The organism is Flavobacterium sp. HJSW_4 (assembly GCF_042436695.1).
Classification (GTDB): Bacteria; Bacteroidota; Bacteroidia; order Flavobacteriales; family Flavobacteriaceae; genus Flavobacterium.
Map to the genome: position 1 here is coordinate 96,219 of NZ_JBHNPP010000018.1, position 18,271 is coordinate 114,489.

General features: G+C 33.2%; 16 protein-coding genes and 1 tRNA gene. 8 read left to right on the forward strand and 9 right to left on the reverse strand.

Translation table 11 applies throughout. The features are described from left to right. Nucleotides 1–29 precede the first annotated feature (29 nt). From rpsB to ACE01P_RS16765, 5 genes are all read right to left on the reverse strand, one after another. The gene (gene rpsB / locus ACE01P_RS16745; protein ID WP_095927954.1) at nt 30–794 is read right to left on the reverse strand and encodes a 30S ribosomal protein S2; all 765 of its coding nucleotides are present in this window, start codon (nt 792–794) and stop codon (nt 30–32) included. A gap of 176 nt (nt 795–970) precedes the next feature. Beyond that, nucleotides 971–1,357 (reverse strand): 30S ribosomal protein S9, encoded by a 387-nt coding sequence (gene rpsI / locus ACE01P_RS16750; RefSeq protein WP_035645327.1) that lies wholly within the window; start codon nt 1,355–1,357, stop codon nt 971–973. Beyond that, nucleotides 1,357–1,812, reverse strand: a complete 456-nt coding sequence (gene rplM / locus ACE01P_RS16755) for a 50S ribosomal protein L13 (RefSeq protein WP_095927953.1) — start codon at nt 1,810–1,812, stop codon at nt 1,357–1,359. The genes rpsI and rplM overlap by 1 nt, the downstream gene beginning before the upstream one ends. 194 nt (nt 1,813–2,006) lie before the next feature. Next, nucleotides 2,007–2,819, reverse strand: a complete 813-nt coding sequence (locus ACE01P_RS16760) for a ferritin-like domain-containing protein (RefSeq protein ID WP_379700036.1) — start codon at nt 2,817–2,819, stop codon at nt 2,007–2,009. 25 nt (nt 2,820–2,844) lie between these two features. Beyond that, nucleotides 2,845–3,591, reverse strand: coding sequence for a ferritin-like domain-containing protein (locus ACE01P_RS16765; protein ID WP_379700037.1), 747 nt, complete (start codon nt 3,589–3,591; stop codon nt 2,845–2,847). A gap of 205 nt (nt 3,592–3,796) precedes the next feature. On the opposite strand from ACE01P_RS16765, the gene ACE01P_RS16770 reads away from it, so the two are divergent. Then, complete coding sequence (locus ACE01P_RS16770) at nt 3,797–4,822, forward strand: LacI family DNA-binding transcriptional regulator (RefSeq protein ID WP_379700038.1); 1,026 nt, start codon at nt 3,797–3,799, stop codon at nt 4,820–4,822. A 35-nt stretch (nt 4,823–4,857) separates the two neighbouring features. Here the strand turns inward: ACE01P_RS16770 and ACE01P_RS16775 are convergent, their stop codons facing one another. Further along, nucleotides 4,858–5,976, reverse strand: coding sequence for a hypothetical protein (locus ACE01P_RS16775; RefSeq protein ID WP_379700039.1), 1,119 nt, complete (start codon nt 5,974–5,976; stop codon nt 4,858–4,860). A gap of 135 nt (nt 5,977–6,111) precedes the next feature. Further along, on the reverse strand, nt 6,112–8,943 hold the full coding sequence (gene polA, locus ACE01P_RS16780; protein WP_379700040.1) for a DNA polymerase I: 2,832 nt from the start codon (nt 8,941–8,943) through the stop codon (nt 6,112–6,114). 303 nt (nt 8,944–9,246) lie between these two features. On the opposite strand from polA, the gene ACE01P_RS16785 reads away from it, so the two are divergent. From ACE01P_RS16785 to ACE01P_RS16810, 6 genes are all read left to right on the forward strand, one after another. Beyond that, nucleotides 9,247–9,465 carry a hypothetical protein gene (locus ACE01P_RS16785; protein ID WP_379700041.1) on the forward strand — a complete coding sequence of 73 codons (219 nt, stop codon included), beginning with the start codon at nt 9,247–9,249 and terminating at the stop codon, nt 9,463–9,465. Between the two features lie 186 nt (nt 9,466–9,651). Next, nucleotides 9,652–10,326, forward strand: coding sequence for a response regulator transcription factor (locus tag ACE01P_RS16790; protein ID WP_379700042.1), 675 nt, complete (start codon nt 9,652–9,654; stop codon nt 10,324–10,326). Nucleotides 10,327–10,336: 10 nt separating this feature from the next. After that, entirely contained in the window at nt 10,337–11,665 is a 1,329-nt protein-coding gene (locus ACE01P_RS16795) for a sensor histidine kinase (protein WP_379700043.1), read from the forward strand. 104 nt (nt 11,666–11,769) lie between these two features. Then, entirely contained in the window at nt 11,770–11,964 is a 195-nt protein-coding gene (locus tag ACE01P_RS16800) for a hypothetical protein (RefSeq protein WP_379700044.1), read from the forward strand. A 160-nt stretch (nt 11,965–12,124) separates the two neighbouring features. Beyond that, nucleotides 12,125–13,360 (forward strand): metallophosphoesterase, encoded by a 1,236-nt coding sequence (locus ACE01P_RS16805; RefSeq protein ID WP_379700045.1) that lies wholly within the window; start codon nt 12,125–12,127, stop codon nt 13,358–13,360. Between the two features lie 74 nt (nt 13,361–13,434). Beyond that, entirely contained in the window at nt 13,435–13,737 is a 303-nt protein-coding gene (locus ACE01P_RS16810) for a co-chaperone YbbN (RefSeq protein WP_008466807.1), read from the forward strand. Nucleotides 13,738–13,761: 24 nt separating this feature from the next. Here ACE01P_RS16810 and ACE01P_RS16815 read toward each other — a convergent pair whose 3' ends face one another. Continuing rightward, on the reverse strand, nt 13,762–14,403 hold the full coding sequence (locus tag ACE01P_RS16815; protein ID WP_379700046.1) for a polysaccharide deacetylase family protein: 642 nt from the start codon (nt 14,401–14,403) through the stop codon (nt 13,762–13,764). 99 nt (nt 14,404–14,502) lie between these two features. Then, nucleotides 14,503–17,784 (reverse strand): DUF2723 domain-containing protein, encoded by a 3,282-nt coding sequence (locus ACE01P_RS16820; protein ID WP_379700047.1) that lies wholly within the window; start codon nt 17,782–17,784, stop codon nt 14,503–14,505. 246 nt (nt 17,785–18,030) lie between these two features. On the opposite strand from ACE01P_RS16820, the gene ACE01P_RS16825 reads away from it, so the two are divergent. Next, nucleotides 18,031–18,101 (forward strand) — tRNA-Gln (locus ACE01P_RS16825). The last annotated feature ends 170 nt before the right edge of the window (nt 18,102–18,271 follow it).

Genomic DNA, 18,271 nt, shown 5'->3' on the forward strand with positions numbered 1-18,271 from the left:
AATTTAAAATTTGGAATTTAAAATTTGATTTATTCTTCAGTTGCAGGAGCAGCTTCAGCCTCAACAGCAGGAGCTTCTTCAGCAGCTTCAACTTCTTTTTCAGCACCTCTGTCAGAAAGACCTTCGATTACTGCAGTAGTCACTAAAGATAAAATTTTGTCAATTGATTTAGAAGCGTCATCATTTGCAGGAATCACGTAATCAACCTCTCTTGGGTCAGAATTCGTATCAACCATTGCGAAAACTGGAATGTTTAATTTTTGAGCTTCTTTTATTGCGATGTGTTCAGCTTTGATATCTACTACGAACAATGCTGCAGGTAGTCTAGACATATCAGCAATTGAACCTAAGTTTTTCTCTAATTTAGCACGTAGACGATCAACTTGTAAACGCTCTTTTTTAGATAAAGTGTTGAAAGTACCATCTTTCTTCATTTTATCGATAGAAGACATTTTTTTAACTGCCTTTCTGATAGTTACGAAGTTAGTCAACATTCCACCTGGCCATCTTTCAGTGATGTAAGGCATGTTTGCAGCTTTTGCTTTATCAGCAACGATGTCTTTAGCTTGTTTTTTGGTAGCTACGAATAAGATTTTTCTACCTGATGCAGCGATTTTTTTCAAAGCTTCGTTAGCTTCTTCAATTTTAGCTGCAGTTTTATATAGATTGATAATGTGAATACCATTACGCTCCATATAAATGTAAGGAGCCATATTTGGATCCCATTTTCTAGTCATGTGTCCGAAGTGAACACCTGCTTCTAGTAATTCTTTTACTTCTATTTTGTTTGCCATTTTTGTACTAGTTTACGTTCTGTTGATTAGCAATGTATAAATGGCGATTTCTCTGGCTTTATACATTTAGATGCTAAACTATATCCTACCTCGATAGGAGAGCAACAATAACTGTGTTTTTTAATTTCAATAAATAATTGATAATGTCTTGTCCCATCTGAACAAGACAGGTAATATTAACGTTTAGAGAATTGGAATCTCTTACGAGCTTTCTTCTGACCGAATTTCTTACGTTCAACCATTCTTGGGTCTCTTGTTAATAAACCTTCTGGTTTAAGGATTCCTCTGTTTTCAGCGTTAACTTCACACATTACGCGTGCTAATGCCATTCTTACAGCTTCTGCCTGACCAGTTGTACCACCTCCGTAAACGTTTACTTTTACGTCAAAGTTACCAGCGTTTTCTGTCATAGAAAGCGGTTGTAAAACTTTGTACTGTAAAGTTGCAGTTGGAAAGTAAGTTGCGAATTCTTTTTTGTTTACAGTGATGTTTCCAGTTCCTTCAGAAACGTAAACACGTGCAACAGCGGTTTTTCTTCTACCGATTTTGTGAATAACTCCCATTACTTAAGATCATTTAGGTTAACAGTTCTAGGTTTTTGAGCTCCGTGAGTGTGCTCAGATCCTACAACAACATTTAGATTTCTAAAAAGTTCAGCTCCTAATTTGTTTTTAGGTAACATACCTTTTACAGCTTTTTCTACTAATAATGCAGGGTTTTTAGCTTGCAATACTTTAGCAGTTAAAGTTCTTTGTCCTCCTGGGTAACCTGTATGACGCATGTAAATTTTGTCATTCAATTTTGTACCTGTAAGGTTAATTTTTTCTGAGTTGATAACAATTACGTTATCTCCACAGTCAACGTGCGGTGTGTAACTTGGTTTGTACTTACCTCTTAAGATCATTGCAACCTTTGAAGCAAGACGTCCTAAGTTATGACCTTCAGCGTCAACAACAATCCACTCTTTAGTTACAGTGGCTTTACTTGCTGAAACTGTTTTGTAGCTTAATGCGTCCATAATATTATTTTAATTAAACATTCCATCCCCAATAAAGGGGATGCAAAAGTACAATTAATTATTTTAAAACCAAATACCTGAAAGAATATTTTATCTGCTGAAAATCAGGACTTCAGTTTTTTAATTAATTAAACAATAAAAAAACCGCCTCTACAATAAAGTAAAGACGGTTAATTATTTAGGAAAAAAATCAATTATACAATAAATATATTGGCAATATCAACTACTTGTTGTGTTGTAAGTGGCTCATCATAAGCTTCTGAGCCTGCTGCTGCGCCAAACGCGCTTGCGGTATTAAATCCTGCCTGCATCGTTACACCTTCACCATCGTAAACGGCTTGAGTTGCTGCTGGCATTCCTGCTCCTCGTTCTGCGTTTGAAATCCATCCTTTTAAACCTCGTAATCTTCTAACTTCTGAAGCATGACGTGCTTCAACAGAATGAATTTGCAATGCTGCGGTCAATAAATCGGGTGTCGTAATTAAATTTGCGGCTTGTCCTTTATATGCTCTAACTCCAGTATCTTCAAAGGCTTGTGCCAAAGCTAAAAATGTTGGATAATCATTAAAAGGATCAAAAGCGCCTCCAACTGTAAAGTCAAAAGTTGGTTTTGGAACAAAGTTTGGACTGGCTGTACCGCCTAATCCTGCAATTAAAAATTTCACATGATCTGCTTCGTGATCTGCAATTTGTTGAAATACTTTTAAATCTCTTCCGCTATTTTCAGAAGCTGGAATTACTCCAGAATCTAATGCCATGGCATAAAATTCGTTTTCAAGATATTCTAAGGTCAAAGCAAATTGCAAAGCTCCAATTGGAGTTGCAGGTGTTGCTGTGATGTCTTTTGCGAAAGCTTTATTAGTTAGAGCTGATAATCCAAAAGGAATAGAAGCTAAAGCTAAATTTTTTCCGATATTCCCAAACTGTGAAAAACTGTCTCTTCGAGAACCAGTACTATTTATTAAATTATCATCAGTAAAGGATTCTATAAATTTTAAAATGTTCATAATTTCTAAGTTTTAGCGGTTAAGATTATGGTAAGTATTTAGCTGTGAATTTCGTAGTGATAAAACCAGCAGCAATCGGCAGGATTTTAGAAGGATCTTTTGCATCATCTAAACCTGTTGACATATTTACAATATCATCTCCGGCAAAATCTTTAGAATTCGGATTAATCAAACTTCTAATCGCAGAGGCGTGTCTCGCTTCGACAGAAACAATTTTTCCTGCCAATAATAAATAATCAGCTGTTTTAATCAATTTTCCAGCGCCATTATAAGCGGCAACGCCTGTATCTTCTAATGCTTTTGCAGTAGCTAAAACTTCAGTTCGGCTATTGAAATTTAAAGAGCCATAATTAAAGGCTAGGGAAGGAAGCAATTGAGAACTCGGATTTGGGAGCAATGCATTTAAAGTAGCTTTAAAAAAGTCTCTGTGAACCACTTCATGATGATACAAATCTGTTAAAACTTCTCTTTCAAGGCTGCTAAAGGCAGAGTTAAAACTACTAGCATTTACTACTTTGGTATAAAAGTCGGCTTCTAGTTGTTCCAGAGCATATGCGTAAGTCAATACTCCAAAATCTCCAGAGCCTAAATCAAAAACGCCATTTCTTATTCCAGGTAAAGAATTGTCTGGCATGTCATTATCGTTGTCATTGTCGCTGCAGCCAGCTAAAACCAAACCTGTGGTCACTAATGTTAATCCACTGAGCTTAAGAAAGCTCCTTCTGCTATTCAGTGAAGGGTCAACTTCATGAATTTTAACTTCGTTTTTCATAATCAAGTTTTTTATTAGGTTAACAACATTGGTTAGTTAATTGGTATTTAGATATTAACGAGATTTTAGTAAGTTCGGTTTTAGAATATCCGTTTAATTAATTATTATTTCGAAATGACGTATATTTTTAAATACTAATGGCTTGTTTTTGTTTTATTTTAGGTAATTCTACTATATTTGTATTAATTACATAAAATTCAATTGGATGAAAGCTAAAGCAACTCTAAAACAAATTGCGAAGGAACTGGGTGTTTCTGTTTCGACTGTGTCTAAAGCATTGAATGACAGTCCGGAAATTAGTGAACAAACCAAGGTGAAGATTAAAGAGTATGCCAAACTCAAAAATTATAAGCCGAATGTTATTGGTTTGAATCTTAAGAATCGTAAAACAAAAACGATTGGGGTAATTATTCCTAATATTCTAAATTCTTTCTTTGCGAAAGTTTTTAGCGGTATTGAGAAAGTAGCTGATAAAAAAGGTTATAATGTAATTACTTGTATTTCTAATGAGTCTTTGGAAAAAGAAATTCATACACTTGAAATGCTGAGTAATGGAACTATTGACGGGTTTATTCTTTCGGTTTCTCAAGAAGCTCAAAAACTTCAAGACTATAATCATTTCTCTGAAATCATTAGTGACGGAACGCCAATTGTGATGTTTGATCGTATTGCGGATGAAGTAGATTGCGATAAAGTTGTTGTAGACGATTTTGATTCAGCATTAAACTCGACTCAACATTTAATTAATTTAGGATGTAAAAACATTGCTTTAATTTCTTCTGTAGATAATTTAAGTGTTGGAAAATTGAGAGCAGACGGATATTTGAAAGCTTTAGCAGACAATAATATTCCGGTTAACGAAAAAATTATTCTTCGTACTGATTCTGAAGATGACATGAAAGCAAGAATTGATTCCATTTTTGATCATAAAATTGACGGAATTTTTGCTTTAGACGAAAATGATTCGGTTGCCGCTTTAAGAGTAAGTTTGAAAAAAGGCTACAGAGTTCCAGAAGATATTTCTATTATTGGTTTTGCAGATGGTATTTTGGCTTCAAGACGTTTATCACCTAGTTTGACTACAGTAAGTCAGCATGGAGTTGAAATTGGAGAAGTGGCTGCGAAAAGATTAATCGAAAGATTGGAAGAGCCAGAAGGAACAGTTTCAGAATACGAAACAATCGTAATCAAGACAAAATTGAAAGAAAGAGAATCAACTCGAAAAAAATAAAACTAAAAAATCCCTTCATAGCGAAGGGATTTTTTTTATTTAAACTCATAAGGAAATTTCGGATTCTTGTAGTTTTTTAACTTCTCAAACGGAACTAAAAAAGATTCTTCGCAGGATCTTGCGGCTCTATAAAAGATAGGAGTAAACTCAATTCCTTTTTCTGTATAATTCCAAGACGGAAAATCCCAGTATTCTTCATTGGTGTAATCACAATAATCATCTTCATTTTTTGGCTTTTCAAAATGTTGCTGAGAATTAATTACAGCAAGTAATTTAGGTGCAAAATAATCGCTTCGGTATTTAGAGTAAGCATCAAAATTATTTTCGCTGTCTCCAGTTACACTTTTATCGAAAGCAAGAATATCGTCAATTCCATATTTTTTTCCGTTGTTTAAATCGATTAAATAACCGCTGCTTCCAAAATCTGGATGCGCGCCTCCGCAGTACCAATAATCAGAAGTTTGAAAGCCTAACAAATTTACATTTAAATAATTTATTGTGGTGTTGCTTTCTATTCCTTGCCCATTGCTATATTCAAAACTAGAAGAACAACCAAGCTGACTTAAGGTATTTTCGATATGAATTTGCTCTAAAATCGGATTAATCAAGGTTTTGTTTTTCTCAGAAAAATTAGTTCCCAATCTAAAGAAATCTGAGTCGCAATGTTTTTCAGAATACCAAACAAATTCTTTGTTGTTGTAAAGTGTGGTCTTCTGTTTTTTAAATTCAAGAAATTTATATTTCACCAAATTTAAACGTTCGTCATCAAATCTAATTTTGATATTCGATTTGTAATTGTCAAAATTTACAGGCTTAAGTGTAACAGCCAATTGTTTGTTTTTCGCATCATACCAAAAACCATCAAAAGTATTGCCTGATTTTTTCAGATAAAATTTTTCACTAACAATATCTCCAGGCTTAAAATAGAAAGTAAAATTGTTGCTGTCTTTTAGTTTTCCTTCCAGTTTAATATCTTTTAGCGAGTTTTTATAGAAATAAACGGCATTTAAACTAGTTTCTCTATCCGATTTATAAACCTGCACCGTCATGAAAATGGTGCTTTTACCTAAAGTTCCTTCCAAATAATAAATTTTCTCTTGACAAAATGAAATTGTCGAATAAAATATAAATAGGTACAACAACCTTTTTTTCATTTTAACTTCTTTTTAATTTAAACCGCAAATGTAATAAAAGTAAAAATCTTACATATTTAAAAGGGGCTTATTTTGTTGAATAAAAAAAGCCATTCAATTCGAATGGCTTTTTATAATATTAAGGTAATTTAATTTTTAGTGCGCTTCTAACCAGTCTTTTCCTAGACCAATTTCAACTTCTAAAGGAACCGACATTTTAAATGCATTTTCCATTTCGTGTTTAATCATAGGTTGGATTTTTTCGAGTTCATCGTTGTGAACATCGAACACAAGCTCATCATGCACTTGAAGCAACATTTTAGATTTCCAGTTTTCGTCACGAAGTTTTTTATGAATGTTGATCATAGCAATTTTGATCACATCGGCAGCACTTCCTTGAATTGGTGCGTTTACGGCATTTCGTTCAGCGGCGCTTCTAACAACAGCATTTGCAGAGTTAATATCTTTTAAATATCTGCGACGACCTAAAATAGTCTGTACATAACCTTTTTCTCTTGCAAAATCTACTTGCTCTGAAATATAAGATTTAAGACGCGGATATGTTTTGTAATAAGCATCAATCAAAGCGGCACTTTCACTTCTAGAAAGCGAAGTCTGGTTGCTCAAACCAAAAGCAGAAACACCATAGATAATTCCGAAGTTTACTGTTTTAGCATTACTTCTTTGCTCGCGCGAAACTTCTTCTAAAGCTACGTCAAATACTTTTGCTGCTGTAGCTCTGTGAATATCTTCTCCGTTTTGGAAAGCGGCAATCATATTTTCTTCTCCGCTTAAAGCTGCAATAATTCGTAATTCAATTTGAGAATAATCGGCAGAGATTAAAGTGTAATTTTCATCGCGAGCGACAAAAGCTTTACGAATCTGACGTCCTCTTTCGGTACGAATTGGAATATTCTGCAAGTTTGGATTGTTAGAACTCAAACGACCAGTTGCCGCAACCGCCTGCATATAATCGGTGTGAACACGTAAAGTCTTTTTGTCAACTTGTTCTGGTAAAGCCAAAATATAAGTACTCTGAAGTTTTACCATTTGACGCCAATCCAAAATATCTTTTACAATTGGGTTGTCATTTGCTAGATAAGTCAAAACTTCCTCACCAGTTGCATATTGACCCGTTTTAGTTTTCTTTTGTTTTGCTCCGCCAATTTTAAGTTTTTCGAATAAAATATCTCCTAACTGCTTTGGTGAAGCTAAGTTGAACTTTTCTCCAGCCGTTTCATAGATTTTTTGTTCCAAAGATTTGATTTCGACATCCATTTCTGTTGACATTCCTTTTAAGAAATCAACATCTAAACGAATACCTTCCGTTTCCATATCTGCTAAAACGCTTACTAACGGAATTTCGATATCATCAAATAACTTTTTCGTTTCAGTTTTATCTAATTGCGTTGTAAAGATTTCTTTTAATTGTAAAGTAATATCGGCATCTTCAGCAGCATATTCTTTAATGTCTTCCAAAGGAACATCGCGCATAGTAAGCTGGTTTTTTCCTTTTTTACCAATTAAAGTTTCAATAGATTTTGGAGAATATTTTAAATACGTTTCCGCCAAAATATCCATATTATGACGCATATCTGGATTAATCAGATAATGAGCGATCATGGTATCAAAAAGTTTTCCTTTTACAGTAACTCCGTAATTAGAAAGGATTTTTAAATCGTATTTTAAGTTTTGTCCGATTTTCTCAATATTTTCATTTTCAAAAAACGGAACAAATTTATCCACTAAAATTTTTGCTTCTTCCTGATTTTCTGGAAACGGAACATAAAATGCTTTCCCTTTTTCATAAGCAAAAGACATTCCGACCAATTCTGCATGCAGCGCATCGATTCCTGTTGTTTCAGTATCAAAACAAACCGAAGGCTGTTTTTGTAAATTTTGCAAAAGCAATTTAATTCCTAAATCACCTTGAACAGTCTGATACGAATGTTCTGTGTTTTCTAAAGTATTATAGAAAGAAGTTCTCGGCGCATCTGTATCTCCATCTTCATCTGAACTTCCAAAAAGATCAAATTGATCTTCGTTTTTAGCCGCTGCTTTTTTCGCTGGTTTAGCATCTGAAGTTGCAGTCTGAGTGCCGTCTGTTTTAAATAAATTGTCAAACTGTTCAGCCATTCTTCTGAATTCTAATTCCTGAAAAATAGCATCTGTTTTTTCGATATCTGGGCGAGAAAGCTCATAATCTTCTTCATTAAAAGCAACATCACAATCTGTAATAATTGCTGCCAGTTTTTTAGAAAGAATACCTTTTTCTTTGTTTGCTTCGATATTTTCTTTCATCTTCCCTTTTAGTAAATGGGTATTTTCTAAAAGGTTTTCCATTGTTCCAAATTCTTTCAGGAACTTCTTAGCTGTTACTTCTCCAACGCCTGGTAATCCTGGAATATTATCGATAGCATCACCCATCATTCCAAGAAAATCAATTACTTGCTCAGGTCTTTCAATCTCAAATTTTGCCAAAACCTCAGGAACACCCCAAATTTCGATTCCGTTACCCATTCGGGCAGGCTTGTACATAAAGATATTTTCAGAAACCAATTGAGCAAAATCCTTATCTGGCGTTACCATGAAGACTTTGTAATTTTGTTTTTCTGCTTGTTTTGCAATAGTTCCAATTAAGTCGTCGGCTTCACAACCTTCAAGTTCAATAATCGGAATGTGCATGGCTTTTAATAATTCCTGAATATAGGGAACGGCAATTTTAATTGCCTCTGGTGTAGCATCACGGTTTGCTTTGTATTCAACAAACATTTCAGTTCTTACATGACTGCCGCCTTTGTCAAAAGCAACGGCCAAATGATCTGGTTTTTCTCTTTTAATAACATCCAAAAGTGAGTTCATAAAACCCATAATTGCAGATGTATCCATTCCTTTTGAGTTGATTCTCGGGTTTTTTATAAAGGCATAATAACCACGAAAAATTAGTGCATAAGCATCTAGAAGAAAAAGGCGTTTTTGAGTTGACATATTAAAAATATTAGTCTGTAAAAATAAACAATTGGGTTTTAAAAAACGATTTGGTTTTCGAAAATTAATTTTTTGAACGATATAAGTTATATAAGTTCATTTTAGTAGAGACGCACTGCAGTGCGTCTAGATCTTTACCGTTTAATTTAAATGAACTTATATAACTTATGTGGTAGAAAACCAGCAAAGCGTTAATATCAAGTTAAAATTTTTTATTCAGTGATTTCTTCATTTAGGCTTCATTTTCAGAAGGTAATTTTGATCTGTAAAATAAAAATTATTAATTCATAAATATTAGAAATCATGAGAAATTTATTAATGTTACTAGTGGCAGTTTTAGGAACAAGTGCAATGATTCACGCATTTCCTGCAAAAGATGGAAAAACAGCTCCAGCAAAAGAAGTAAAAGCGACAAAACATCCTAAACACAAATCTGATAAAAAAGCGAAAACAGAAGCTGCAAAACCAATGGCAGCCAAACCAGAAGCTGCTAAGCCAGAAACTGCAAAAGCTAAAAAATAAAAATTGCTCTCGTTTTGTTTTCGAAGCATTGTAACGAAGGCAAAACAGGAATAATGATTATGAGAATGCGATTGAATAAGCTGATGAAGAAATTTATCAGCTTTTTTGCATTCGTTAATTTTTTAATAATGCGCTACTCCATTTTTTATAATTGATTAATTTTAATTGCGCTTAAATGTTAGGTTTATGAATGTTTTAATTGTTGAAGATAATAAAGAGCTTGCTGTAGAAGTGTATGATTTTCTATGCAACGCAGGTTATATTTGTAAAATTGCCAATAATTGTGCTGATGCTTTAGACGAATTTGGAAGTAATGATTATGATGTTATGCTTTTGGATCTTGGTTTGCCCGATGGCGATGGTTTTGAAGTTTTGCAGGCAATCAGAAAAACAAAATCGAAAATTGCGGTAATTGTGCTAACTGCGCGTGGAGAATTGGATGACAGGATTAACGGACTTCATCTAGGAGCCGATGATTATTTGACAAAACCTTTTGCTTTGACAGAATTGGCCGCTAGATTATTTGCAGTTATTCGCAGAATTCATGGGTTTACTTTAAATAATTTGAGCATTCACGGTTTTTTGTTGCAACTTCAGGATTATAAAGTAAGCTTTAGCGATCAGCCAATCAATCTAACCAAAAAAGAATTTGATATTTTTCAGTATTTGGTTCTCAATAAAAACCGTGTTATTACAAGATTGCAATTAACAGAGCATATTTGGGGCGATATTTTGGAAGTCAATTCAGATTCCAATTTTATAGATGTGCATGTTCGTAATCTCCGAAAAAAACTGGATAAACATACTGCTATAGATTGGTTCGAAACTGTTCGAAATGTAGGGTATCGTATAAACGAATAAATCGATTCTTGTGAAAATAAAACATCAATTAGCCATTTTTAATGCCCTGACCAGATTATTGGTCATTTTGATTTTATGGCTGATGCTTCCTATTTTGGTAGAAAATGTGGTTTATCATCATATCAATAACACTTTATTAGAAAAAAAGAAAAAGTTTATTGAGCATCTTAATAAAGAAGAAATAAATGATTTTATAGAAGATCCAAACGATTCAACAGATGCTTTTTCTGAATTTTCGACGCTTCATAGTGAGTTTTTGGTGTTGTCTAGAGTTTCAATACAACCGCACCAAAAGAAAACAACTTTCAGTAATGAATACCGAAAAATAGAAGGAGAAGAAAGCGAGTATCGAATCTTGCAGCATCATTTTACGTACGAAGGCGAAGATTATCAGCTTGAAATTGGAAGTAGTTTGAGCGAGGTTAACGATTTGACTTTTGTTATCAAGCTCTTCATTATAATTGTTTTTGTGGTCATTCTTCTTTTTACTTTTTTGGCTGATACTTTTTATATCGAATATCTTTTAAAACCGTTTTATAAAATTATTGATACCAAAATAAGGCGTGTAAACGAACCCGAAACATTTGATCATACTCCGATAAAAGCAACTTCAAGAGATTTTAGAGAATTGGATTTTGTTTTAAACCAAATGATGGATCGAATTACGGAAGTTTTTAAAAAGGAAAAACAATTTATTTCGAATGTTTCACATGAACTTTTAACGCCAATTGCACTCCTTAAAAACAAACTTGAAAACTTGTTGCAAAATGAATCTTTAGACGATAATGCCGTTGATAAAATTGCAGGTTCGCTGAAGACCTTAGACATGCTGAAAAAAATCATTAATAATTTGCTGTTGATTTCTAGAATAGATAACAATCAATATGAAGCAAACGAAGAAATTAATCTTAGAGAAATCGTTTCTGATTTGCAGGAAGATCTTCAAGATCGAATTGAGGATAGAGATATTCAATTCATGAACGAAATGGAGAATGATTTTGTTTTTATAGGAAATAAAACCTTAGTTCATATCCTTATATATAATCTCGTAACGAATGCTATAAAATATAATAAGCCTAAAGGCGGAATAATTATAGAAGACGGTTTTGTCAATGAACATTATTTTATTTCGGTAAAAGATTCAGGGATAGGAATGGACGAATCACAACTTGAAAAAATATTCAGTCGTTTTGCTAGAATTAGTTCAGATCAAGAAGGGCAGGGGTTAGGACTTGCTATTGCACAAAGTATTGCTGCTTTTCATCATATTCAAATCAAAGTTAAATCGGTTTTAAATCAAGGAACTACTTTTACATTGTTGTTTGAAAAAGCTAATTAAAAGTTAAAATTTCCTGTAAGACTTTATCTTCATTTTGTCTTCATTTTGCGATTCTATCTTTGACTTATAAATAATGAAAATAACAAATCATAAAAATTAAGATCATGAAAAAATTAGCAATTTTAGCAGTAGCAGTTTTAGGAACATTTGTAATAGCAAACGCACAAACAACCCCAGCGCAAGCAAAAGAAACAAAAACTGAAAAACACGATAAAAAAGCAGAAAAGAAAGCAGACAAAAAAGCTAAAGGTGAGAAAAAAGCAGAAACTGCAAAACCAGAAGCACCAAAAGCAAAATAAAACAAGATTTTAAGTCTTAAGATTAAATAGTTTTAAAGGTTGGTAGGTTAAAGCTGAAAGAGCCATCTTTCAGCTTTTTTATTTTACAGCGTTAAATTTTTTATAATAAAAAGAAATAGAATTCTCATTCTTTGTTACTTTGTTTAAAACTATAAATTAAATGATCTTTCGTTTTATAATTCTATGCGCTCTTTTATTATTTATTGAGTTCTATTCATATCAGGCTTTTCGAACTTTAATCAAAACACGCTGGGTTTTGATTAGCTATCAAGTTATAAGCTTACTTATTTTAATCTATATCATATATTCTTTTTCGCAAGTAGACCGATCTGTTGGACAGACTAAGCAATTTATGTTTACCACAGGATTGATGCTGGCAGTATATGTGCCTAAAATTGTGCTTACCTTAATAATGTTTGGTGAAGATATTATTAGAATAGGAGCCAGCATACTTAATTATTTCGTGTACAATACTCCGCGAAAGGAAATGATGCCAGATCGAAGAAAATTTGTTAGCCAAATCGCTTTAGGATTGGCTGCGATTCCGTTTTTGTCTATTATTTACGGAATTTTCGAAGGCAAATATAACTTCAAAGTAATCAAACAAACTGTGTTTTTTCCAGATCTTCCGGATGCTTTTGACGGTTTTAAAATCACTCAAATTTCTGATGTTCATAGCGGAAGCTTTGATAATCCAGAGAAGATTAATTACGCAATTGATTTGATCAATGCGCAAGAAGCAGATTTGATTTTATTTACAGGAGATATTGTAAATACGCATGCTACAGAAATGCATCCTTGGTTGGAAACTTTCAATCGTATAAAGGATTATAAATATGGAAAATTTGCTGTTTTAGGAAATCATGATTATGGCGAATATGTAACATGGCCGTCTGAGAAAGAAAAAGACGAAAATTTCCATCAAATTAAAAGTTTATACGGTCAGATTGGTTTTAATCTTATGCTGAATGAACACACTTATATTCAAAAAGGCGATGACAAAATTGCTTTGATAGGTGTAGAAAACTGGGGTGTGAATTTTAAGAAAGCAGGAGATTTAAACAAAGCTTCTGAAAATGTGCATCAAGACGATTTTAAAATTTTAATGAGTCACGATCCAAGTCATTGGGATGCTGAAATTAAAGACCATCCAAAGAATTTTCATTTGACATTTGCAGGTCATACGCACGGAATGCAATTCGGAATTGAAATTCCAGGATATTTTAAATGGAGTTTGGCACAATATATTTATAAACAATGGGCTGGATTGTACGAAAACGTCGGAAGATACGTTTATGTTAACCGTGGATTCGGTTTTCACGCTTATCCAGGACGAGTTGGAATTATGCCTGAAATAACAGTCATTGAACTAAAAAAAGGCCGTAATGTCGCTTAATTCGTTAAAAATGCTAAATTTGTATTATATTTATTTCTTTTTAAAGATTTAAAAAACTTAAATTTTTTGGTTTTATGTCAAAATTTGGAGAACTAATAAATGCCCAAGTTCCAGTGTTAATTGATTTTTACACAGATTGGAATGAATCTTCGGTTTCTATGCATCCTGTTATTAAGGACGTAGCTGCTGCGCTTGGTGATAAAGCCAAAGTAATCAAAATTGATGTAGATAAAAATCAGGAACTAGCAGAAGCGCTTCGCATTAAAGGACTTCCAACTTTAATGATTTATAAAGAAGGGCAAATGATCTGGAGACAATCTGGAGAGCTTGATGCGAATACTATTATCGGAATTGTTCAGGAACAATTTAACGTCTAAATAACTTCTTTTTATTGATGTTATTTAGTGAATAATGTCAAATTTATATCCGTTTTCTTTTAAAAAATGCAGTGTTCTAGGCAAGGCAAATCTTAAGTTTGGAGAAGCCTTAATACTGTCATGAAATACAATTACGCTACCTGATTTCACATTCTTTGTTACGTTTTCAAGACATTTTTCTGGCGTAATGCTTTGGTCAAAATCGGCACTTAAAACATCCCACATAACAATTTTATAGCCTAAACTTCTAAGGATTTTAGACTGTGCTTTTTTGATTTTTCCGTAAGGAGGACGAAATAGTAGGCGGTGAGGAGTTTTTTCTTGCTCATCTAAAATAGCGGCGCAGTTTTTTACATTCTCGATATATTCATTCGTATGGCTTTTCCATCCATTAACATGATTCATGGTATGGTTGCCAATTGAATGTCCATCGGTAATTAACTTTTCAAATAAAGCTAGGTTTGCTTTAATGTTTTTTCCAATGCAGAAAAAAGTAGCTTTTGCATCAAACTTTTTTAGTTCAGATAAAACCCAGTCTGTGATTTCTGGAGTTGGGCCATCATCAAACGTGAGGTATATTTTCTTTTCGTTGTTAGGAATGTCCCAGCAATATTTAGAAAACACCTTTTTGATAAATGCATTAGTTTTTACCCAATAAAAGCTCATTTGAATTAAGATTGTATTATATGTATAAAATTAAAAAATGCAGCGCTATTTATCAAACAGCGCTGCATTTTTTTAATAAGTAAGATTTTCGTATATTATTTACTCTTTTTCACGTCCAAAACGCTCAAATACATTTACATAAGTGTTGAATGTAGTTTTGTGTTGGTTGTAAAAAGCAGTGTCTTTATTTTCATCCATTACATGCAATAAGCTTCTGTAACGTTCAATATCAGTAATAATATCTACTGCTAAATCGGTTTGATCAGAAGGAGTCAATGTGCTGTAATAGTTCAAGTTCTCTTTATATTTCTGAACCAATTTGTTTAGAAGATCTTGCGCTTTAGCTTTTTCTCCAACTTTATAATAACCGTCTCCAAAAGCTTCAACTAATGAATAATAGCCATATTTGTCTAAAGGCATTTTGGTCATTGCTAAGTTAATCACGTTTTTAGCTTTGTCAATTTTGCCTTCAGCAATAAGCTGATTCATTAATCTTGAAAGATTTGTACGGTATGTAATACTGTTTCTTCTAGTTTCAGGATCGTGATAGATTTTTTCACTTTCGCTGTTACCCCAATCCCATTTCATTACAATATCGTACATTTTATCTGCATCGATTTGTCCCATATCTAATGGTCCGCCATCTTTAGAAGGAGCGTTTTTAACTGGAACCAATTTGTAAACCATTCCGTCCAATTGCAGATAATCTTTTAGCCATAAATAATCTTCATCGTCAAAAGCACCACCACTAAAGTAGATTGGTCTTTTCCAGTTGTTATTCGCTAAGATATCAAGCATCATTAAACGGTTTTTGTATAATGCACTTCCTTTGATATCAATATCTAAATAAGGAACAATAGAATCGTAATATTTAGGATTAACCACTTTATTTTGGATAATCACATTTTTGTCCACATTTACTCTAATCTTGTTTGTTGGGTAGAAATGGATAGTTTGTCCGTTTTGTAAACCAACAGTCGATTTAGGGTTTTTGATGAAATCGATGAAATCTTTAATATTCCAACGGGTATCAATTTTTTGAATATAAGCCGTGTAATCCAAATTATCTCCCACATATTGACTATGTTGGAAAGAAATTGGCAACGGATTAGATTCATAAGACTTCGCTTTCATTTGATCGATATACCAATCTGTCATAAATAAACTCGTATTTACAATCTTAACATCGGTTCTGAAATGCTCAATTTCTTGTGCGTACCAAAGAGGGAAGGTGTCGTTATCTCCAATCGTAAATAAAATAGCATCTTTATCGCAAGAACTTAAATAAGCTTTTGCCATTGCAACTGCTGTATATCTTCCAGATCTGTCGTGATCGTCCCAGTTTTGAGCCGCCATTAAAACAGGTGCAGCCAATAAACTTCCTGCAATAAGTACTGGTCCAGCAATTTTTGGAGCCAAGTATTTTTGTAGACTTTCATAGAGCGAATAAACACCAAATCCGATCCAGATGGCGAAGACATAGAACGAACCTACAAGAGCGTAATCTCTTTCGCGAGGCTCAAAAGGTCTTTCATTTAAATATATTTTTAATGCAATTCCTGTAAATAAAAATAAAGCCAAAAGAACATAGAAACTCTTTAAATCTTTGTTTGCATGGTACATAATACCAATTAATCCTAAAATAAAAGGAAGGAAATAATAAGCATTGCGTCCTTTATTGTTTAATACATCAGAAGGTAAATTGTCTTGAGAACCTAAATGAACAGAATCTAAAGCTTTAATACCGCTAATCCAGTTTCCGTCAAGATTATCATATTTACCTTGAACGTCATTCTGGCGTCCAACAAAATTCCACATTAAATATCTCCAGTACATGTATCCAAATTGATATTCAAACATGAAACTGAAATTGTCTGCTGTAGTTGGTTTTTCTATAAGTAAATATTCGCCGTAACTTCTTAAGAATTTTACATAACCTTCGTTGTCAATTTGTTTTTGAGCATAAGCTTTTCTGAATTCAGAAACTGTTTTTTCTACTTCATTGCGTAATTGAGCTGTAGCTTTATTGTATTCATCTTCACTTAATTGGCTAGCATCGATTCCGTATTTTGCCAAATCTTCATCATAATTGTAATTAGGATTGATTCGGAATTTCGGAGGATTTGTAAAGTTGATATAGTTTTGAATATGACCAGTTTCAGTACTCCACATTCTTGGTAGAACCGCTTTCTGGTTGTCATCAGAATTTTGTTCTGCGTTCTTATAATTATTGGTAATAATGTATTTACCAGTTTTATAATCTCTTTCGTAGTTTGGTTTTTTATCTAAATAAGGTGTTTTAGCATCAAGACCAGCAAAAAGTTCAGTGTATTGAGGTCCGTAAAATAGAGGGTTTACACCATATTGCTCACGATTATAGTAAGCTAAAACCTCAGTAGCATCAGATGGTTTGTTTTCGTTAATAACTGTATTCGCATTTGCACGAACAGGAAGCATTAACCAAGTTGAGAAACCAATCAAAATGAATAAAATACATAATATAATAGTGTTGTAGAATATTAAGCCTTTTTGTCTTGTGTATTTTAATCCAAAATAGAAAAACGCAATAAATACTAATGCTACAAAAATAGTTCCTGAGTTGAATGGAAGTCCCATACTGTTTACCATGAAGATTTCGGTTTTTCCGAAAAATGCCATAGTAAGAGGAAGAAGTAATTTGAAAATGAATAATAAAATTCCAATAACTACAATGTTAGCAATAATGAAATTTTTGATTGTAACTTTTTCGTAATGTTTGAAATAGTATAAAAATCCAATAGAAGGAATAGTTAAAAGAGCCATGAAGTGAACTCCAAACGAAAGACCAATAACCAAAGAAATAATTAAAAGCCATTTGTTTCCTTTCGGTTTGTCCATGTCTTGTTCCCAACGTAAACCAAGCCAGAAAAGCAATGCAATTAATAAAGAAGCCATTGCGTAAACTTCGGCTTCTACTGCATTGAACCAGAAACTATCAGAAAATGTATAAGCTAAGGCTCCTACAAAAGAACTGCCTAAAATAACAATCGAATTGTTTTGGTCAATTTCTGCAAAACGCCCTACGATCTTTTTCAAAATCATAGAAGATGACCAGAACATAAATAATATGGTAAATGCGCTAGAGAAAACAGACATCATGTTAACCATTACCGCCACATGCTGGGCGTCTATTGCAAACATTGCAAAAAATGCACCCATCATTTGGAAAAGCGGAGCTCCCGGTGGGTGACCTACTTCAAGTTTGGCTGCGGTAGCAATATATTCTCCGCAATCCCAAAAGCTCATTGTAGGTTCAACTGTTAATGTATAAGTTATTAAAGCGATTGCAAATGCAAACCAACCAATAATTGTATTCCATTTATTGAAATTGAATTGTGCCATATTTAGGTGTTAAAAATTTGAATGTTTTTCTATCCTACAAAGAAAATGTTTTTTTGTGTAAAGAAACGAGCATTAACAAAAAATTCTACAAAACTATAAGTTGAAAGTAATATATTGGCTATGAGGTGTTTTTGGTAATGAAGCAGATTTTAATGTGAAAAAAAACAAAAAAAATGATTTTTTTTGCTCAAAAAGTTTGCACAAACTAAATAAAGACTTAAATTTGCACTCGCTTAACCGCACTGCTGGTCTATGGTGTAATGGTAACACTACGGTTTTTGGTGCCGTCTTTCTAGGTTCGAGTCCTAGTAGACCAACAGAAAAGTCTCTCAGAAATGAGAGACTTTTTTTTATTTAAAAATTTTTCATTTAAAGTTTGCATAAATTAAATAAAGTTTTAATTTTGCACCCGCTTAACCGCACTGCTGGTCTATGGTGTAATGGTAACACTACGGTTTTTGGTGCCGTCTTTCTAGGTTCGAGTCCT